Origin of the sequence: Desulfuromonas acetoxidans DSM 684 (assembly GCF_000167355.1) — a bacterium.
Classification (GTDB): Bacteria; Desulfobacterota; Desulfuromonadia; order Desulfuromonadales; family Desulfuromonadaceae; genus Desulfuromonas; species Desulfuromonas acetoxidans.
Genome location: NZ_AAEW02000004.1, coordinates 187,540 through 208,466 on the forward strand (window position 1 = coordinate 187,540; position 20,927 = coordinate 208,466).

Sequence of the window (20,927 nt, forward strand, 5' to 3'; positions counted from 1 at the left end):
AAGCTTTTGAAAAATGTCATTTTCAAAAGCGTACAAAATCGCCGATTTGTAAACGAACCCGACGATTTTGGTCGCCCATCCATGGGCTCCAATACATACCAATAACCACTGACGGGAGTCTGGTGAGATGACGCAGGACCTGAGCAACTGGACCATTGACGATTCGGCGCAACTGTACGGCATACCCGACTGGGGACGCGGTTTCTTCGGCGTCAACAGCGCCGGAGAGATGACGGTGGAGATCGACGGGACTAAGGGTCCGGTTCAGGTCTCGCTGATGGAGATCGTCGCCGGCCTGGAACAGCGCGGCTACGACATGCCGATTGTGCTGCGCATCGAAAACCTGCTGCAGTCACGCATTGTCTATCTCAACGAGACTTTTCGCGGCGCCATTGCCGCCGCCGGTTATCAGGGCCGTTACCGCGGTGTGTTTCCGGTCAAGGTCAATCAGCAGTGCCAGATCATCGAAGAGATCTGCCGCTTCGGCGCGCCCTATCAGCACGGTCTTGAAGCGGGCAGCAAGGCGGAACTGGTGCTGGCCCTGGCCAACCTGACACCGGGCGGCCTGCTGGTGCTCAACGGCTACAAAGATCGGGAGTTTATCGATCTCGGCCTGTGGGCGCACAAACTCGGTCATCCGTGTTTCTTTGTTATTGAGTCCCCGGCGGAGCTGGAACTGCTCATTGAACGCAGCCATCAGCTCAACGTGCGCCCGCATATCGGGGCGCGGATTAAAATCTCCACCCAGGTCAGTGGTATGTGGACAGAAACCAGTGGCGACCGCAGCAGTTTTGGTTTAAGCAGCACCCAGCTACTGGCCATGGTCGAAACCCTTCAGGCTGCCGAGATGATCGACTGCCTGGAGATGCTCCACTGCCACCTCGGCTCACAGATCCCCTGTCTGGAGGACATCGGCCGCGGTGTTGAAGAGGCGTGTCGCTACTACATCAATCTGTGCCGCGAAGGCGCGCCTATGGGTTACCTCGACCTCGGCGGCGGCCTTGCCGTGGACTACAGTGGCCGCTGCAGCGGCGACGGCCACTCGCGCAACTACAGCCTGGAGGACTACTGCCAGGCCATTGTCACCACCATTGCGGCAACGCTCGACAACACCGGCATTGCTCACCCCCACATCGTCACCGAATCGGGTCGCGCTACCGTGGCTTATTCGTCGATGCTGCTGTTCAACATCCTTGATGTGATGCATTTTGAAGCAGACCCGTTGCCGCAACCGTTTCCTGCGAACGAAGCTGAAATCCTGCAGGAGCAACACCGCTTTTTCACCACCCTCAACGGCCATGATTACCACCAGGCGGTTATCCTGCGTGACCGTATGCGTCAGCAGTTTCGTGACGGGCAACTCTCTCTACGCCAACGCACCTTGGGCGAGAATCTGTTTTTGGCAACGGCACAGAAAGTTGTCGCCACAGCCCGCCAATCCGGCCTGTCGTCACCTCAAATCAGCGAACTACAGGATGCCCTTGCCGACATCTATTACGGCAACTTCAGCGTCTTTCAATCGCTTCCCGACACCTGGGCCATCGACCAGCTACTGCCCGTCGCTCCGTTGCACCGTCATGACCAACGGCCGACACGTGAAGCAATCCTCTCGGATCTGACCTGCGACTGCGACGGCAAGCTCGACCAGTTCATTGTCGGCGGCGAACTGCGCAAAACATTGCCGCTGCATGCGTTTAGCCCGGGTGAAAACTACTATGTCGGAGCCTTTTTGATGGGAGCGTATCAGGAGACATTGGGCGATCTGCACAACCTGTTTGGTGATACCCATGTTGCAAGCGTGCGCATCAATGAGGAAGGTGGTTATGATCTCATTGAAGAGATCTCCGGTGACACCATTGGTGAGATTCTCAGCTATGTGGAATACAGTCCGTCGGTGCTGTTTGATCGAATGCGCAAAGAGGCCGAACAGGCCGTACGCGAACAACGGCTGACGGTGACAGAGCGCCAGCAATTTCTGACATTGTTCGGTGATAACCTGAGCGGTTACCCCTATTATCGAGGCTAAAATACGCTCTAATTTGTCCGCACCAACTATAAAAACGCCCCATTGTCTCTTTTAGATAATGGGGCGTTGCTTTTTCTATCCTGAATTAATCGTTCAAACTGGCTTTGATCTTCTCCACCCAGGGAACGGCTTCCCAATAGGCATTGGCCAGGTCATCGCTACTATGACTGGAGCCTTCAAGGTCCGCCCAGTTGGCCTGCTCGTAACACTGCACATCGTGCAAAGTCGCACCTGCTTCACCACCATGATCGAGCAAAGCATCATTGATCTCATCCGACAATGGCAAACTATCGAGGATATGGCTCATCGGCGCATCAAGGATGCTATCGAGCAATGAAAACAGTCCAACGGTAAAGAACACCTGCTGACGGCCATGATCAGAATCCGGAGCCAGCAACTCACACATTTTTGCCCGGATCAATGCCATGCCCAGCAGCTCCTGCGGCTTATCACTCACGCCACCAAGCATCAGCACACAAGCCCAGGTACGAATATGGTTGAGGCCGATACAGACAATGGCCTGACGAATCGATGTTACCTCATTGATCAGGTTGTAATAACTTGAGTTGATCTGGCGCAGCAATTTGACACTGAGGTAAACATCGGCTTCAATAATCTTTTCCACTTCGCCGATGCTGACATCGGGATTTTGCAGCTCACTGAGCAGACGGATCATGGCCATGCGCGCCGGTGGCAGCTTCTTACCCGAGACAATCTTCGGCTTACTGAAGAAATAGCCCTGAAAATAATCAAATCCCAGCTCGCGACACTGCTGGAAAATGTCGTTGGTTTCCACCTTTTCGGCAACAAATTTCAACGCTTTGATCTCGCGCAACATGGTCAGCTGCTCAGCCACTTGATCCATGCTCAGTTCCATGACATCCAGCTTAACAATATCGGCCCGCTCAACCAACGGACGCAGCTCTGGACGATAGACAAAGTCGTCCAGGGCGATCAAATGCCCCTGCTCTGAGAAATAGTCCATGGCTTCAAGAATCTTCGGTTCCGGCTCAACATGCTCCAGGACTTCAATCACCAGCCGATCGGCAACAAAGGAGAGATCATCCCGTTGCAGCAGAAAACCACGGGCAAAGTTGCAAAAGGCTTTGTGGGGGCCGACAATGGCTTCCAGGCCGATCTCAAGCAGAGCGTTGGCCATCACATCGCTACTGGCGGCATCCTGATCATGGATTTCCGCATAATTGACATACGCGTGTCGATATAACAGTTCATAGGCATAGACCTTGATATTGCGATCAAAAATGGGTTGTCTGCCGACAAAGATATCCTGCATATCACAGCCTCCATTAAGCGGATCATAACTTCATGAGCGAAACCGTCTACATGAACGAATGTAGCATAGATTGACGGCATTGGACTAAAATTTACCCATTTACGCTCAATGCGTTCCTAAAACCAGGTTGTTTCGCGCAGATAGATGATCCGTTCACTGCCCTTGTAGATACCAAAGGTTGCCCGAGCCGCAGGAGGATCATCTTCGCTGCCGTCACCATCCCAATCGTATTGCAACCAATACGGTCCGGTGGATAAGTCCACCTTCACATCGACAAATCCAACCGGATAGGCCGGGCTGGTCCAGTCAAGCGAGCCCCGGCCGTTGGCAACGTCCGTAAGGCTGTCAACATTGGCAAGAGCCGCTGGCGATGGAGGATCAAAGGCAAACTGGCTCAACACCAGCGTAGTGCAATTATCCGCATCATTGACGACAAAGTTGGTTCCGTCAAAATACTCAACGGTTATCGGCATGGATAACGGCAACAGTTCCGAGCCATGAGTATTGCTCAACACCAGTCGCCCATGACGAACTTCATTGGCTGCCGCAGGATCAAAGGTGATGTCAAGGCTGTAGGGATTACCATCCTCATAAAGGGCATCTCCGTCATCGATAGCGAACTGCAGCGACAGGTCCGCGTTGAACGGAGCAACATTGAGGCCCACCGGCTTCTGATACGCCAGCGGCCCCGTGAAGTCGACGACAATCTCTCCGGGGGATGTCGTCGATGAACCCGATGTGGCCGGACTATGCCCAGCCAGAGAATCATCGATGGTCACGCTGGCCGTCGCAGCGTTCGCATCAACATAGCTCTCATCGATATCACCAAGATGCCACCAACTGCCGGTGTAATTCCTGGTCACACCACCTGCGCTATTACGTGCTGAAATGGTTAACTGCGGTTTATCCGCATAGTCCAATGGTTGTCCAAGATAACTGAACGTCGTACAGCCGGGGCTGAGTGTCGGTGCGTTGGCTGCCACGCTAAAATGATGAGGATGGAAGCGGCCGATAATCTCGCTGGTTCCACTGATCTCCATACCGCTACCCAGATAGTCTTCGGCCAGTGCCTGCAACGTAATATTCCCAACTTCGCTGTAACTGAGATCATTCGGCGCTGCCACACCATCCTCAAACTCGGTGGCCAAAAGGCTGCCGTTGGATAAAACTCCCGCCGATGTCGGTTTCGAATCATCTATCGTCAGATTAGTCGGCCAGGCAAAGTTTTCCGTGACGGTACCGTCACCACACACCGCCTGGACGGTCACATCAAAGGTATCTCCGGCCGCAATCTTCGGTGTCCCAGTGGTGGTACTGTTGTTCAGACTGCTGGTGACAACAAAGTGGTCAGGGGCAACAACAAACGGTGCGCTGGTGCTGCCGGTCATCACCAGCCCAGCCTCATCACCGCTACCATCATAACGTGCCGACAGGGTCAGGCTTCCGGCATCACGATAACTCAGGTTGAAAGCGGCCTGGGCATTGGCGTCAAACGCCAGATCGATCGCGGTTCCGGGACTGTCCTGGTCCAACTCCTCCCCTTCAAGCCACGGCACCACATTACCGTTGTCCGGTTGTTGATAGTCAAACCAGAAACCAACAGTGCGGTTGGTTTCTGCAAAGCTGTCCATACCGACGCATTGCTCCGAAGTCTCATCACTACGCACCGCCTGGATGGTCCCGGCAAGATCGCTACAGGAGCGGCCATCACCGACATCAATCAGAAACCCGCTGTCGTAGAAGGTCAGGTCACAACTGCCTGGGCTACCGCCGGTGCATTGCGTTACCGAGGAGGCGTCCGGGGTCGAGACAATCACACCGAGCGACACGGTTTCGGCGGTGGTATGTTTCAGTTTCAACGTGACCTGGCCACTCTCGTCGAAGGTCAGCGTCTGAATCGTTCCGTCCTGCCAGCCAAGGTCCGGCAGTTGCACCTGAATATCACCGGTATAAACTTGTGAGCAATCACTGTTGGCACAGGCGATTAGCGTCACCATCTCCGCCGCACAGGTCAAACCCTGGCCATCATGCTTAAACAGGAAATGGTCGATTTCCCCCTCGCCGATGGTGCCGCAGTAGAAAGCATTCATTGCAAAATCATCGATTGAGTGGATATTGTCTGATGCACCGGTCGATGCGGTAAAACTGACTCGAAAATTTTCCGGTGCCGGTGAGGTCTGGGTCACATCTGTCCAATCAATTTCCGTTGAATAACCGCTGCCGGTATCCCGTTCCACTTTAAGCAGGGTGCGATCGTTGCGGGTATCAATACTGAATCGATAACGATAGCTTGGAGCCGGCGACGAAGAGGACGGGTTATCAATGCCAGGATTCAATGAGCTGGTTCCGGTGATATATTGATAATCATTCTGGGTATCGCCATGGCCACGTACGGCAATGGCATCGCGGATCCGTCCAGATCCGCCGTTACGCCCTTCCGTCGGGTTGGAAAAGTTGCCGAACTCATCCAGACCAAAGCCCAACCAGCCGCCGGAAAAGCCATCTTCTCCGGTGCGATTGGCATAGCCCAGTGAACCACCGTAGGCACCGGCAACCGGCACAACCGAGGCATCGGAGAGCACCAGCACCACACCATCAGCGCCATTGCCGCCATAGGCATTGTGCTCGAATTCGATCTCCACATAGTTATCTTGCGACGGGTACGAGCCTTTCAAGGTGACGCCGCTGGAGATATAACCTTGAGAGCTGGTCAGAATCAGCTTGCCGTTACTGACCTGAGGCGTGAAGTTGTCCTGTTTGATAATCGTCCAGCTATCACCGAGGCTGTCGCGGTCAAAGTTGTCGGAAAAACAGAACTCCTGGCAGGAGGAACAGCTACGCTCGCTGCCGTCCCAGCTGAGACCACTGACGTAATTATCGTAGATCCCCCTGATGTCATTTGCGGACAAGACCGAAGAAAAGATCTGCAGCTCATCAATATCGGCATTCAGGTAATGCAGATCCTGAGAAGAATTGGTGTTTTCTACCCGTCCCAAACTGGAAAAACTATGGCCAATAGTTCCTTGCGGCAGCGTACCGGAGGCGTCCAGGTCTCCATCGATATAAACCTGCACCTGCCCGGTACCGGCATTACGCGTCAGGGTGACCAGATGATAGACATCGTCATTGATCGCGGTGGATGATGTGATGGCATCGTTGCCGACCCCGATACCAATCCGTCCGTATCTGTTGAGTACCCCCCAGAACACATCATCCTCGCCACCATTTTCTTCAATACCGGTCAACGCTGGAGAGCTGTAATCATTGCTGCTGCCAGACACCTGCGTGGTACGAATCCAGAACGACAGCGTTGCAGTCCCCTGAAGGACGGCCAGCCCGTCCTCTACGGTCAGGTAGTCACCGTTGCCATCAAAAGTGATACCGCGGCACAGCACCGCGCTGCCCTCATCCACCACCACATCACCAGCCGAGATCGCATCGTGACCATTGCCTGAGACATCGCTGATGCCGATGGACAGATCGCATTCATCAAACGGATAGTCGAGGTAGGCGGACAAGCTGCTGCTCCCACCACCGCAACTCAAACCACAGGAGGATTGGGGAGAGGCATCCGTGACATTGCCAACGGAATACGTGGTGCCGACGAATCCATCCCAATAGTTGCCACTAAAATCGTGGCTATCGGTCCAGGCATAGGCGATATGATTTGTATCCAGCGCATAAAAACAGTTGTTCGTGACCTGAGATGCGGCGGTCCACCCCCAGTGATAAGGATTTACATTGAGATACAGGGCGTAAGAACCTGCATTTAGAGTCGTCATACAGGACGAATCAAGCGTCAGCACGGTATAGGAGATATTGTTGGCACTTAACGCATGATTGGAATGGCTGAGCAGGTTACACCCCGTCATCTGGGTCATGCCCTGTGCGTTATACGCCATATAAAGCGCTTCCTGATCCGCCTCAATGGCAACATTCGTCAGCGTCAATCCCGCATCATAAAGATCCTTCAGCACCTCCAAACCTCGGGCGCTCGATGAGGTCAGCGCACTGTCCGTCACAACCACGCCACCGGAAATATCGGCATCGATCGAGATACTGCTGTCAACCGAATCAATGGTGAGTCCACTGAACCTTATAGTCGAAGAATCTGTCGGGATTGCAATGCCAACATCGTGACTGACGATGTTGATATCCTCAAGAGAAAAACCAGTGACATACGAGGTTGAATTAACAGACACAGCGGCATTGTTGGCTGTTTGTTGCAAGGTCAGGCTGTTGAGGGACACACCGTCGCCCCTAACTGTGACGACAGGAGCTGTGGTGCTGTTGGTCACGATGACGGAATCGACTTGTCCACTTTGAGATTGAATGGTGATGCCTGCCGTATCGATAACCAGATTTTCCTGATACGTGCCGCTGCATACATTAATTGTCTCACCACTGGCCGCTGCAACGAGGGCATCACCGATCGTTGTATAGCACGCATCCGGACAATCAATGCCGTCATCATCCACCAACAGATTGTCGCAATGAGACAAGGCGATTTGGTAATCAAGCGTGCCATTAGCTTTGGGTTCAACCAGAATGTAATAGTCGGTACCCTCTTCCATCGGGATTGACATGGAAATGTCTGTTCCTTGCTGTTGCGCCACCTGGGTATCGTAGCAATAGTATTTCCAGACGGTCACACGCACCGTCTTATCCGCCGTAATGGTTAAGGTTGTCTGCCGAAACGTTCCTGAATTGAACCAGAAATAGTCACGCTGGTCTCTGCGGAAATTGTTATTGGACCCATTGCCGGTCTCATGCAGCGATTCAGATACCACCTGTCCGAAGTTAAGCCGGTCTGCTTGATAGCAAAAATTATTGTCTTCGGCGAAAACAGTGGGAACAGTGCATAGCGATACGAGCAATACACCCATCACAATCCGCCACCACAGATTGTGAAGAAAACATCCCGTGAATTTCCTGTTTTCAGTGCTCCACTTAATCATGAATCGTCACCTGCAAAGTTCGTGACACATAGTCGGGGCTGGCTAGGTTGGCAAAGGTGGCCGTTGAGGTCAGCTGATAGACCTGATAGCTGGTCGCCCCTTCCGTGTAGCCACCAACGACCTGGCAGCTCACCGCCACAGGGACCTGATCAACAGCAAAAGTGTTATTGGCAAAGCAGGCGGAAGTATCGACCACCTGCTGAATGCCCCATTCGAGGCCGGAGCGCGATGCCTGATACACTTGGGCCTGCAGATAGGCCTGGGTGGTGGTGGCCTGCTGCACGGTGCTGAGCGAGACCATGTAGACGCCGAGCATCCCCAGCACCACCAGAATAAAGATGGCCTGAACCAGGGTAAATCCGTCTTGATTGGTCACGCTCTTCATCGTGTTTGTTCCCCAGTGTCCATCCATGAGTTAAGGCGCATTGTTAACGTGCACCTGGTGCATCAAAGTGATCCGTTCGCCTTCTTGCTCCAGCGCCAGCCGCAGGGTCACCAAACCGCTGTGGCTGGGAGTCCCCGGATCATAGGTGAAAGGATCAACCGGCGTGCCACCCGCATCGACAACCGTGACCAGATCGGTTGTCACCAGATCATAATTATCACCGGTAGCGGGCCCTGGTACTTGATTGATGGTGTACCCGGCATAGCGCCGTAATTGTCCCCCTGTAATCACATAGCTCACAGCTTGATCAATGACGAAAAACCGTTGCTGCGGTGATGACAATGGGAAAAAGGTGGCAGTGGCCAAGCGGATGAATCGCCGTGTGCCGCTGGTTTCTACGGCCTGAATTGCGGCTGTATTTGTTGCTGCATAGGCATTACACAGATTCGTACCACTGTCAGCGGTGAGATTGTAAATAGCGCACAAACAATTGGCCGCAGTATATTCCGTCGTATCCAGCGGACCGAGCACCTCAAAATAATCATCTGCCACATCAAAGCGCAGAATCGAATTGGCCACCAAGGTCAGATCGGTTTCCGCAGGATCGCTGGTCACACGGTAACGCCCGCCATCCACCACATGGAGAAATTCAATGCCGTTACCGCCGTTGAACACCCGCACACTGTTGGGCAGCGCGGCACGCAAATCGCGCTGCATACGGCGTAACGCCTGATCCGCCTGTCCAACCAACTGAGTTCGTCGATCTAGATCAATATAGCTCTGAATGGGTTGGCTGATAAACATGCCGCCCAATGACACCAGAATGCCGATAATAACGATGGTGACAACCAGTTCCACCAGGGTGAAGCCTGCCTGTGAATATCGGCCGGAAAAGCTCTGTGCGGTAAGAGTCCGATCAGTCATAGGCCGTCCGATACCCTGTTAAACTCAGGTTGACACCACTGTTGTGCTGCACGGTGACTGTAACTCTCTTCGCCGGAAGGGTCTGTCCAACCGGGCCGAAAGCCGCGACGTTGCTGACGGCAACGCTGACATCGTAGTTTTCCAGCCCGACAATTGAGGCTCCTTGTTGATCCTTGGCTCCACTGTCATTCAGGCCATTGTAATCATCAACATCATCGTAATCACTTCGACCGGCTTCAACACCACCACCGGGATCACTGTACGACTGAAGTAATATTTCTTCCAGATATGCTTCGCCAACAGCCACGGCCTGATACTCGATCATCGGATCGGCACTATGGCTAGTGGTGTAATTCATCACCAGCAACACGCCGCTCAACGCCACGGAGATAATAACGATGGATACAATCAACTCCACCAGCGTCACGCCCTGTTGGTTGCCCAGTAGCTGTTTTTTTCTCATCGCGTAACGCATCCGGTTTCTCCTACAACGGTGAGGCCGAGACCGGCCACATCAGCGAAATCCGTCACAGCATAAGCTGCATTTCGGGCGCGCCCCAAAGCATCAAACACAATGGTGGCTCCGGTCAGGGCAGTCGGTGAACTCTCGGTATAGAGATCGCCATCCGGGTGGGTTAACACGGTTGTCGTCGCCGGAACGCTGCCACAGGAGGCTGGTGTACTATGGCGATAAAGGGAAAAACCACTGCTGGTAATCTCAGCGCGAACATCACAGCCACTGGCCACGGCCCGGCTGTGGGCATACACCAGCGCCGTCGCCAACTGATCACGAAAGGCGCGCTCCTGATAATCACTTTGATCAAAAAAACGCGGGGCCATAACGGCCGATAGGATGCCGAGAATCACGATCACAACCACCAGTTCAACCAGTGTAAATCCATTCTGTGACGTGATGGTTCTGTTCATAGTTCCCGGCTTTCTAAGAAGGGAGTGGAGGCTGCCTCTCAGACAAACAAGGACAGCCTCCACATAACAAAACGACCAATGTTCTTACGACTTAGGCTGGCTTAGTATTCCCAATCAAAATCAGCATCGTTACTGCTGTCGGTATCGGCGTCAATGATGTTGGTATTGTCGTATTTTTCAAACACCAGGCCGACATCTTCCATCGTGCCGTCACCATCAATATCTTCCTGCACCACTTCAATCTCAAAGCGCAGGTAATCGGCGGTGGTCGGATCATTGACAATGTCGCCATTGCGCAACGTGTAATACAGATCGTGAGAGCCGTTGCCCTCATACCACACGCCTTTATCAGCAGGCACACTGTCGCCACGCCCTTCGTAAGGTTCCGGTACGGTGGACAGCAACGACATGGGGTACAAATTATCGGCCAGATCCTGCAGATCTTCCCCGGACACCAATGCCCGTGCCACGCGAATACCAAGCGCACTGCGGATGTTGCCCACCACCCCTTTGACGGAAGCGGCTTCGGCCTGCTTTTGCAGATCGAGAAATTTCGGCACGGCAACCGCAGCCAGCAAGGCCAGGATGACCATGACCACGACCAGTTCGATCAGTGTAAAACCCTTCTGGTTTCTCATTCAACGTTCTCCTGCTTTAGTTAATCCGTCAGCCAGCGTGTTGCCGAAGACGGTTGCAGCACCAGCCCGATCAACGTGTCCTGCTCTCCGGCAGACAACGGGCCACGAATCACCCGGATTTTCCAGCGCAATGTGGCTGGAGTTTCGGAACCACCGACAACCAGTTCATCGTCACGCAACACATACACCAGTTCGTGGCTATTTTTATCATCATACCAGCAACCACGGCGGTCGCTAGCACTCAGCACCCCCAAATAAGTTTCCGGGGGATCGAGCAATAGGTCGTGCATGGGATAAAGCGGTCGTGATCCATCAGCAGCCCACGCCGCCAGATCGTCGCCACGATACAATCCGCGCGACATCTGCAAACTCAAGGCACTGCGCATCTGGCCAATCATTCCTTGCACTGCAGACACTTCGGCCTGCTGCATCAGACCAACAAATTTCGGCAACACAACACTGGCAAGAATGATCACGATGGCGATCACCACGATCAGTTCCAGTAATGTGAAACCGCGTTGTCTGTGCATGCTGACCTTTTAACTTGTAAGGGCATCGGGTGGACAACATCCACCCGATTTGGTCCATAGAAACTTCAACATGAAGAGTGGGCACTGTCCACCCTACATGAAATTCCAACGGCTATAAAGCTGCCGGATCAGAAATCGTCGGAACACCATTAGCAACGGCCTCAGTATAGGTGAAGCTGAAACCATCATTGGAAATGGTCATCTCTGCAGGGTCACCATTGTCATCTGCTATTGTGAAACCATCAAGTCCTGCCATATCTTCAATTGAGCCATCATCTGCATCATCCGCACTGGGATAACCATTGACCATAGTAATGGTCTGACCTTCTGCAGTAATTGTCGCGGGTTGTCCCTGAACCAACCACTGTGCGTGAGCTAGAGCTGCGGCAGAACGAACAGATCCCAATGCACCATCAATAGCAGACCGCTGTGCCTCACCTTGCATATCCACAAACTTGGGCACGGCCACGGCAGACAAAATGCCGAGAATAACAATAACGACAATCAGTTCGATCAGGGTAAAACCTTTTTGGTTGTTCATGGTACTCTCCTGTTTGGTTGTGATTTGAAGCGGCAGCAAACCAGCGTGACCACTTCAGCTAATAGGTTATTTTCATTACGCTAAATAGTAACATTAATAGACATCTTAACGCAGAGTTTTTCTTTAATTTTTTGTAAAGCCCGCACCATGATCACCGCATCAAGCTGCTCAAGTTCCACATCGGCAGGAACACGCCTAGGGCCAGCACCAGCACCATGGCGCCAATGATGACGATCAGGATCGGCTCAATGGCACTGGTGAGGTTTTTCAGATCGTATTCCACCTCGCGCTCGTAGAACCCTGCCACTTCGAGCAACATGCTGTCCACGGAACCGCTCTCTTCACCGACGGCCAGCATCTGCAACACCAGCGGGGTAAAAATTTTCAGGTTGGCGGCACTGCGCGTCAGGGTGTCGCCACGCTCCAGTTGGTTGCGCATTTCGTTGAGTTTTTCACCCAGGTAACTGTTTTCAATGGCGCGGGCCGTATAGCCCAACGCCTGCACCAGCGGCACGCCACTGCCGTAGCCCATGGCAAATGCGCGGGCAAAACGGGCAAGCGTGGCCCGCATCAGAATCGAGCCGACCACAGGCAGCTTCAACTTATAGCGATCCCAGCGGTAAGTCCCCTTTTCAGTGCGCAGATAACTGCGCAGCAGATAAAACGCCGCAACGGCCGCCACAAGCAGATAGGGCCAGTAAGCAACGGAGAAATGGGAGATTCCCATGATAATCTTCGTCGGTAACGGCAGATCCGCACCCAGTCCGGCAAACACCTTTTCAAAGGTGGGGATGACAAACAGGCTGAGAATGGTCATGGCCACGCCGATGGCAATAATGACAAACGTCGGATAGCGTAATGCGGCCTTGATCTGCTCCCGGGTCAGTTTTTCAAACTCCAGGTATTCGCCCAACTGGCGAAACGATTCCTCCAAATTACCACTGCTTTCCCCCACCTGAACCATGCGTGTCATCAGGTTGGGAAACACCTCGGGAAATGCGGCCATGGCCCCGGACAGATCGCGCCCGGATTCAAGATTTTCAATCACGCCGCGCAAGGCTTGCTGCATGGTCGGATTTTGTGACGACTCGATCAGGCCGTACAGCGAGCGCATCATCGGCACACCGGAGCGGGTCAGCGAATACATCTGGCGGCAAAACAGAATCAGATCATCCAAACGCACCTTTTTCGGCCGCCGCTTCAACGACAGGGAAAAGGCTTTTTTCTCGCGTGGTGCCGCGCTCTCGCGCCCCTCTTCAATGCGAATCGGGATGAGACCGTTTTCCGACAACTGACTGGCCACGGCTGCGGCGGTTGCCAGCTCCAGCTCACCGGAGACCTGCTCACCGCCGGGGCGACGGGCGACATAGTGAAACATCGGCATGTGTCACGTCCTCCCGTTGATCACAGGGTTTCCTCCACCGGCTCCAACTCATCGACCTGGCCGGCCACGCGTACCACCTCTTCCATGGTGGTGATGCCTTGACGGGCATATTCCAGAGCACAGTCCGCCAAGGAGATAAAATGCTCCTGCCCTTGGGCTGTGCGGGCGAATCCGGCACTGTCGTTGCGCCGCAGGGCATCGGCCAGGGCGGTATCGATTTCCAGCAATTCAAAGACACCAATCCGGCCATGATAGCCGGTGTTGCCACACTGACTGCAACCACGCCCTTTTTTGAAGCCCGGAGGAATCTCTTCTGTTCCGAGTGCCTCCTTCAACCAACTGCGTTGCTGGGCATCCAGCGGATCTACTTCACTGCAACTGGTACACACACGGCGCACAAGACGTTGAGCGAGCACCGCCTGTAACGAACTGGCCACCACATAACCTTCCGCGCCCATATCGAGCAGGCGCAGTGCCGTGCTGATGGAATCGTTGGTATGCAGGGTCGACAACACCAGGTGGCCGGTCATGGCAGCACGCAGACCGATTTCAGCGGTTTCCTTGTCACGCATCTCACCCACCATGACCACATCCGGGTCCTGACGCAGGGCGGTACGCAACACGCTGGCAAAGGTCAGCCCCACCTTGGTATTGACCTGCACCTGATTGATCCGCGGCAATCGATATTCCACCGGATCTTCAACCGTAATAATCTTCTTCTCCGGTTGATTCATCTCATTGAGCGCCCCGTACAGCGTGGTGGTCTTACCGCTACCGGTGGGACCGGTGACCAACACAATGCCGTGCGGTTGGTGAATAAAACGGCGAAAACGTGCCAGAATATGCGGCGGCATGCCGATATGATCCAGGCGCAACAAACCGCCCGACTGATCCAGCAGGCGCATGACCACCGACTCGCCGTATTGCAGCGGCATGGTCGACAGACGGATGTCGATGCTTTTACCTTTAACGCGGATGTTAAAGCGACCATCCTGCGGCAAACGCCGCTCGGAAATATCGAGACCACTCATCAGCTTCAGGCGCGAGACCAAAGCGGCGGCAATGCGTTTTTCCTTCATCACCTGCTCGTGGAGCACGCCGTCGATCCGCTGGCGAATTCGCAGCACGGTTTCATCGGGTTCAATATGAATATCCGACGCCCCCACCTGCACGGCATCCTCAAACAGGGTCTGCAGCAAACGAACAACCGGCGCATCTTCGAGCTGACTGTCCGGCAGCAACTCGGCGAGGTTGAAATCGGTCTGGGCCAGCTCTTCACCGAGCTCTTCAGCAATATTTTCAATTTCATCGGTACGCCGATACACGGTATCGAGCGAACGCAGCAAGTCAGACTCACGCACAACCGCCGGCTCCACCGGCTGGTTGAGCAGGGAGGTCAATTTATCCAGGGCGAAAATATCGGTGGGATCGGCCATGCCGACCAGCAGATGGTTGGCTTCGCGGGTCAGAGCGACCACGCGAAAACGCCGCGCCAGGGTTTCCGGAATCAGTTTGACCAACTCGCCATCGAATTTAAACAGGCGCAGATCGACCAAGGGCACCTGCAACTGGCGCGACAAAAATTCCAGCAAACGATCCTCGGTGATATAGTCGAGGTCAATCAGCGTGCGCCCCAGCTTACCACCACTGCTTTTCTGCGTCTGCAGCGCCGTCATCAGTTGATCTTCACTGATAATTCCTTCGGAAACCAGCAGGTCGCCAATCCGTATTTTTTTCCGTACCACCATATTAGTTGCCGTCCCCTAAACGTTGCAGCTGTTGCGTGGCATACTGTTGCAATTGCGTCTCCAACCCGGGCAGAGCCAAAGCCTGCCTGAAACTGTCACGCGCCTGCTGCTGATCACCAACCTGATCGGCGGTGACCGCACGACCAAACCACCACTGCGGCTGTTGTGGAAAGGCTCCGCACAGGAGTTGATAAATCGGTAGCGCATCCTGGTAGCGGGTGGCCTTCTGCAGCAACGCGGCTTTCAGGGCATAAAATTCCGGACTTTGACTGACCGCAGGAGCGGGGTCCACATCCAGAGCGTAAAGTGCTTCTGCCAACTGATCCGTCTCTGCCAGTAAACGGGCTTTGAGAATCAACCACAACGGTTCATCCGGCTGCTGCTGATGGCCGCTATCTGCCACCTGCAACGCCTGCTCAGCATTGCGTTGCTGCAGCAACACCTTGATCAATTCGAAACGCCCGTCCCGGTCATCGGGAACCAATTCCACCAATTCGCTCAACAAACGGGTCGCTTCAGACAGATCGCTCTGTTGCCGGGCCTGCTGTGCGCCGCTCCACAGTTGTTCACGGGGTGTTACCTGTTTTTTCAGGGTTCCCGTCGCACGTTGTGTTGTGGGTGCCGGTTGCGGCTTGGGGGCAACGGGTTGTGCCACCGGCTGCGGTGCCGGGGCAGCTTCCTGCATATAGGATGATGAGGTCACGTTTTCTACAACACGGCCCTGAATCACCAGGCGCCAGCCGTGTTGACTGTCACTGGCCAGATTGAACACGTTCCAGGTCATCTCACCGGACGCCGAAAAAATCAGCTCATAACTGTCGTCTGTTTTGACCTGCCGCCAATGATCAAGCCAGTGCAGCGCCCCGGCATTGAGCGTGGCATGAACGGCCAGCGGCACAGCAACGGCAATAGAACGCGGATCGGAACGGACAACGGTCCAGTCAACCGGTTGGCGCAACTCCACAACAATGCGCAACTCCTGATCTGTTTCACTGGCCTGCAGGGAAAGTACTGCATTGGCCGGCGGCTCAACAACCGCTTGTGGCACAGCGACCACCGGTACGGTTGTGTCTGCGGGGCTCACCAGTGCCGACTGCGGTTCAACCGAGTCCGGCGACGAGGACAAATTGCTCATCAGGGCAACCCCACCACCTGCAATCAACGCCACCCCGGCAACAAACCATGGCCAACGGCGCTTGCGTACTACATTCACTGCAGTGACATTGGTATTGCTTGAGACCTCTTTTTTGCGGCGCTCCTCAAGATCGCGCAACATTTGATTGATCAAACTCATACCGCCCACCTGTTCATCACATATCCGGCAAAGAAACACAGCAGACCCAAGGCCACAATACCGACAGTCCACACCCAGAGCCGATACGTTGGTGCCACGGCTTCGGTATCGGCAATGGCGGCGCGGATCACAGCCGGACGAATGTAGGTCTCCCCCCGACCATACGCCGCCAGCAGGGCTTTATGGGCGAGGATATTGATCAGCCGTGGAATACCCTGAGCAGATCGATACAGCACTTTGAGCGCCTGGGGACTAAACAATGGCTTACCCAGATAACCGGCCTTATGCAGGCGATGGTCGATATAGCCGATACAACCGGCATAGTCCAACGGCTGCAATCGATATGAAAAACTGATCCGTTGGCGTAATTGACGCAGTTCGCGCTCGGCCAGACGCTCATCAAGCTCCGGCTGTCCAAACAGAACAATCTGCAGCAGCTTGCTTTTTTCGGTTTCTACATTGCTCAACAAACGCAATGCCTCCAGAGTTGCAGTGGGCATAGTTTGCGCCTCATCGACACACACCACCACTTGGAACCCTTCGTTGCTTAAGGCGATCAGATGACGGTTCAGCCGTTCGAGCAAATCGTTAAGCGCACTTCCCGACGCCATGTTGAGATCCAGCTCCTGAGCAACGGCCTGATACAACTGCTGCGGCTCCATCAACGGATTGGGCAGATACACGGTAATCATGTGTGCCGGCAGATCATTGAGTAACTTGCGGCACATTACGGTTTTGCCGGTCCCCACTTCGCCGACGATTTTGACGATCCCCTCGCCCTGCTGCAGAGCCACCTGGACGACGTTAAACGCTTCACGACTGGTCTCGGCATCGAAATAAAAATCCGTGTCCGGCGTCAGTGAAAATGGGGGGTCGGTTAACCTGAAATGCTCCAGGTACATAACATCCTCAGCAATAAAGCAATCAATCTGAATCAATTGAAACAACCAAAAAAGTCGGACATCCCCTCGGCTTAAAACAAGCTGTTCATCCGCTGGCGCGCCGCTTCAATGTCATTATTCCAGTCTGTATCGCGTTCCACCACCAGCGGTTTGAGCAGGATGATCAGCTCACTTTTGCTGGTACTGTTTTTCTGATGTCGGAACAGATGACCCAGCCCCGGAATATCACCAAGGAGCGGCACACCGGCCCCTTCGCGGGTATCGGAATTTTTCATCAGGCCACCGATCACCACCACCTGGCCACTGCGTGCTTCTACAATGGTGTCAGACTCCCGCACACTGCTGAATGCCAGCGGCAATGACTGTGCCTGTCCAGCAACGGTGATCACCTTGGTCTGATCCACCACCTCACTGACGGTCGGATGCACATGCAGCGTCACCCGCCCCTGACCACTAATTTGCGGCGTCACATCGAGAGCAATGCCGGAGAAAAACGGTGTCAGGGTAATATCCGGCGTGGTGGTCGTTGTCGTGCCGGTGACAGTATCGCTGGAGATATCGGTGACGAAGAACTCGTCGGTCCCAACCTTGATCACCGCCTTCTGATTATTGAGCGTGGAGATGCGCGGACTGGACAACACCTGAACATCGCCCTGGCTTTTCACCGCCTCAATAAACGCTTCAAAGTCATCAAACTGCAACGTGGTGGAAAACACCCCGCCAAACGCCGACGTGACCAGACCATTCACCAGCGGATTGGTGCCGGCAATCTCACTGACACCGTCACTGAGATAGGTCCCACCACCCACCTGACCAATGGTTGCGGTGTTGTTGCCGTTGTGAATCAGTCCCGCCCAGTTGATGCCGGTTTGGTAGCCGTCATTGAGTTCAACTTCAATAATTTTCGCTTCAAGGATCACCTGACGTTGCAGGGTGACCTGGGTTTTATTGAGGTAATCGGTGACAATCTGAAGCTCCTGAGGCAGAGCGCGCACCACCACCAAACCTGCCTGAGGCTGGACTATCACCGCGCGGCCATTTTCACGCCCGACCAGTGACTGCAGGGCCTGTTGCAAGCCGGTCCAGAAATCACTTTCCGACACGGTGGTAATTCGGCTGCCGGAACTGCTGGTGGTTCCGTTTGACGATGAGTTGTTGTCATTGTCGTTGCCGTTATCATCATCGTTGCTCACGGCACTGACCTGCCCGGAATTCACCCGAGTCAGCGAGTGGCCACTGCGCTTCAGGGTCAGGTAATCTACTTCAAAGATCTGCGTCTGCATGTTATTGGGCAGAATTTGGTAGCCCCCGGCGATGGTACGATAGTGAAAACCATAGACATCGCGGACGATCGACAGCACCTCTTGAAGGGTGACATTTTTCAGATGGAGGGTGATGGCCCCCTGCACATCGGGATGCACCACCAGATTGGTCGGCGTATCGGTGACCAGACCGGCAAAAAAGGCGCGCGCGTCGACCTGTTCGGCCACCACATCAAAACGGGGCTGTGTCGCCGGAAGATCACCCAGCACCAACGGCGGCATCATGGCCTGCTGGACTGCAACCGGAACCGGCGCGGCAGCAGCGGGCTGAGCAGAAGATTCAGGAAAGGAATTTAACGCCGCTGACGGCGTAGCAGGCTCTGCGGTCATAACCGGACTGCACCCGGCCAGTAAAACAATCGCGGCCAGCAGGGTGACAGAGGCCTGAATCAGGGCTTTCGTTCTCATCATGAACCTTACTCCGTTATCTTTCGTTTAACCGATGGCGCCTGTTGCTGTGCCGCCAAGTGCAATCGGTGATGTTTGGTGCCTTTTTCAAGTTCAACTTGACGATCAGTAATGCTTACCACCCGGTAGCCGTTAATCCGGTCGCCCTCGGTAATAACCCGACCATTGACAATCGCCACGCGACGTTGCTGGGCCATGAGAATACTGGTCAGGCTCAACGGTGTCTCAGGCTCACTTTTCAATGCCGCAGCCCCATCGCCTTGCGGGCGCATGGGGTCATACCAGGCCAGCGCTGATGTCGCCGAGAGCGTCAGGAACAAACCGCTAACAACCAGCAAGGTGCGTTGTCTGACAAAGCAATTAACCACTGATCCACCCTTTCTCAAGACTCAAGGTATAAACATCAACCTGAATACGGGCCTGAGGATAGCCTTCGCCCATCTCAATGTGCAGACCATGCCAGAACACACGTTGCGGTAATTTTCGTACATCCTGCAGATAGGCCAGCACATCCAGATAACGCCCTTGCAATTCCAGATGCAGTGGATGCCGGTACAGCACCACCTCAGGCAGAGCCGTGCGTTCTTTGGCTTCGCCCTGTTGGGGCATGGGCGCAAGACTGATCGCCTGGGGCTGAGCGTTTTCCATGGAGATCAGTGTCAGACCAGCGCGCTGTTTGAGCATCGACCGGAGTAATCCAGGCATTTGCGCCGGAGCCACCAAACCCGACAGGTTTTCCTGCAGCCGCTGGTCAAACCGGGCAATCTCCTGCTGGAGCTGTTCAAGTTTTTTGCGGTTGTCAGCGTCAGGATCTTTTTCGGCCAGTAACGACATCTCAAGCACCTGACTCTGCAGAATGGTGTTATCCTGCTCCAGTTGGTGAACCTGGCGCTCCAACGCTGTCTGTTCGGTAAGGCCGGGCAAAAAGATCAACTGGATAAACACAAACAGTGGCGCACCAAACAGCGTCCCGACAATCAGACGCTGCTCACGTTTATTCAGTGCGGCGAACCAGCCTTTAACCTTGTCCAGCAAGGATACTGCGTCACTCATTCTCGCCTCCTTGCCGGGTACTCAGATCAAAACTGTACCCGCCACTGCTCTGGCGTTCCAGGCGGGCAAAGGCAAAATGGCGTCCGGAGAAAACCGGCTGTTGGGCCAGCTCTTCCACCAGTTGCGGCAATCGCTCAGCTTGCAGGGCCACGCCACCCAACATCATTTCGTCACCACCGTCAGCGAACTCAACCGTTGTCAACCAGGCGCTGGGTAACGGCTGCAAGGCCAGAGCTTCAAGACTGTCGATCACCAGCTCTTTTTTGGCACTGAGCCGTTCCACCTGATGCAGCACCGGTTTCCGCAAATCAAGTTGGTGGCGGGTCTCGATCAATTTCTGCGCCAGCAAAGCACTGGGCTGGAGAGTTGCCACTTTATCACCCAATGCCGTCAGATCAGCTTGTAAGCTGTTCTGACGTTGACGTTCGGCAGCCTGCCGTTGTTGCCATTGATCACGTTGACGTCCCTGCCACCAGTTCAGCAGCACCATGACAACAATCATCGCCACAAAGGCCGTGGTAAGAATCGTCCCGAGTTGAGAGCGCCGTTGCGGCTTGAATTGGTCCTGATAGAGATTGATCTGTTGCATGATC

General features: G+C 54.3%; 18 protein-coding genes. 1 reads left to right on the forward strand and 17 read right to left on the reverse strand.

Going from position 1 to position 20,927, the window contains the following annotated elements; all coding sequences use genetic code 11:
- Positions 1-127 precede the first annotated feature (127 nt).
- On the forward strand, positions 128-2,026 hold the full coding sequence (gene speA / locus DACE_RS04535) for a biosynthetic arginine decarboxylase (protein ID WP_005998693.1): 1,899 nt from the start codon (positions 128-130) through the stop codon (positions 2,024-2,026).
- A gap of 85 nt (positions 2,027-2,111) precedes the next feature.
- On the opposite strand, the gene DACE_RS04540 is transcribed toward speA, so the two are convergent.
- From DACE_RS04540 to DACE_RS04625, 17 genes are all read right to left on the reverse strand, one after another.
- Positions 2,112-3,320, reverse strand: a complete 1,209-nt coding sequence (locus DACE_RS04540; protein ID WP_005998695.1) for an EAL and HDOD domain-containing protein — start codon at positions 3,318-3,320, stop codon at positions 2,112-2,114.
- Positions 3,321-3,436: 116 nt separating this feature from the next.
- Positions 3,437-8,278: a DUF6701 domain-containing protein gene (locus DACE_RS04545; protein WP_005998697.1), complete on the reverse strand. Its 4,842-nt coding sequence runs from the start codon at positions 8,276-8,278 to the stop codon at positions 3,437-3,439.
- The gene (locus tag DACE_RS04550; RefSeq protein ID WP_005998699.1) at positions 8,271-8,663 is read right to left on the reverse strand and encodes a hypothetical protein; all 393 of its coding nucleotides are present in this window, start codon (positions 8,661-8,663) and stop codon (positions 8,271-8,273) included. Before DACE_RS04550 ends, DACE_RS04545 begins: the two co-directional genes overlap by 8 nt.
- A 30-nt stretch (positions 8,664-8,693) precedes the next feature.
- Positions 8,694-9,587, reverse strand: coding sequence for a PulJ/GspJ family protein (locus DACE_RS04555; RefSeq protein WP_005998701.1), 894 nt, complete (start codon positions 9,585-9,587; stop codon positions 8,694-8,696).
- Entirely contained in the window at positions 9,580-10,062 is a 483-nt protein-coding gene (locus tag DACE_RS04560) for a prepilin-type N-terminal cleavage/methylation domain-containing protein (RefSeq protein WP_005998703.1), read from the reverse strand. Before DACE_RS04560 ends, DACE_RS04555 begins: the two co-directional genes overlap by 8 nt.
- Complete coding sequence (locus DACE_RS18790; RefSeq protein WP_005998704.1) at positions 10,047-10,514, reverse strand: pilus assembly FimT family protein; 468 nt, start codon at positions 10,512-10,514, stop codon at positions 10,047-10,049. Before DACE_RS18790 ends, DACE_RS04560 begins: the two co-directional genes overlap by 16 nt.
- A gap of 101 nt (positions 10,515-10,615) precedes the next feature.
- Complete coding sequence (locus DACE_RS18795) at positions 10,616-11,152, reverse strand: type II secretion system protein (RefSeq protein WP_005998707.1); 537 nt, start codon at positions 11,150-11,152, stop codon at positions 10,616-10,618.
- Between the two features lie 20 nt (positions 11,153-11,172).
- Positions 11,173-11,682, reverse strand: coding sequence for a prepilin-type N-terminal cleavage/methylation domain-containing protein (locus DACE_RS17040; RefSeq protein ID WP_005998709.1), 510 nt, complete (start codon positions 11,680-11,682; stop codon positions 11,173-11,175).
- A 112-nt stretch (positions 11,683-11,794) separates the two neighbouring features.
- Positions 11,795-12,223, reverse strand: a complete 429-nt coding sequence (locus DACE_RS18800; protein WP_005998712.1) for a type II secretion system protein — start codon at positions 12,221-12,223, stop codon at positions 11,795-11,797.
- Positions 12,224-12,374: 151 nt separating this feature from the next.
- Complete coding sequence (locus DACE_RS04585; protein ID WP_005998713.1) at positions 12,375-13,607, reverse strand: type II secretion system F family protein; 1,233 nt, start codon at positions 13,605-13,607, stop codon at positions 12,375-12,377.
- 20 nt (positions 13,608-13,627) lie between these two features.
- Complete coding sequence (locus DACE_RS04590; protein WP_005998715.1) at positions 13,628-15,355, reverse strand: GspE/PulE family protein; 1,728 nt, start codon at positions 15,353-15,355, stop codon at positions 13,628-13,630.
- A gap of 1 nt (position 15,356) precedes the next feature.
- The gene (locus tag DACE_RS04595; RefSeq protein ID WP_040366197.1) at positions 15,357-16,649 is read right to left on the reverse strand and encodes a tetratricopeptide repeat protein; all 1,293 of its coding nucleotides are present in this window, start codon (positions 16,647-16,649) and stop codon (positions 15,357-15,359) included.
- Complete coding sequence (locus DACE_RS04600; protein ID WP_005998720.1) at positions 16,646-17,551, reverse strand: ExeA family protein; 906 nt, start codon at positions 17,549-17,551, stop codon at positions 16,646-16,648. The genes DACE_RS04595 and DACE_RS04600 overlap by 4 nt, the downstream gene beginning before the upstream one ends.
- Before the next feature lie 71 nt (positions 17,552-17,622).
- The gene (mshL, locus tag DACE_RS04605; RefSeq protein WP_005998722.1) at positions 17,623-19,284 is read right to left on the reverse strand and encodes a pilus (MSHA type) biogenesis protein MshL; all 1,662 of its coding nucleotides are present in this window, start codon (positions 19,282-19,284) and stop codon (positions 17,623-17,625) included.
- 5 nt (positions 19,285-19,289) lie between these two features.
- Positions 19,290-19,649, reverse strand: a complete 360-nt coding sequence (locus tag DACE_RS17050) for a hypothetical protein (RefSeq protein WP_005998724.1) — start codon at positions 19,647-19,649, stop codon at positions 19,290-19,292.
- Positions 19,642-20,334, reverse strand: coding sequence for a type 4a pilus biogenesis protein PilO (pilO, locus tag DACE_RS04620; protein ID WP_005998726.1), 693 nt, complete (start codon positions 20,332-20,334; stop codon positions 19,642-19,644). Before pilO ends, DACE_RS17050 begins: the two co-directional genes overlap by 8 nt.
- Entirely contained in the window at positions 20,327-20,923 is a 597-nt protein-coding gene (locus tag DACE_RS04625) for a PilN domain-containing protein (protein ID WP_005998728.1), read from the reverse strand. Before DACE_RS04625 ends, pilO begins: the two co-directional genes overlap by 8 nt.
- Between the last annotated feature and the right edge of the window lie 4 nt (positions 20,924-20,927).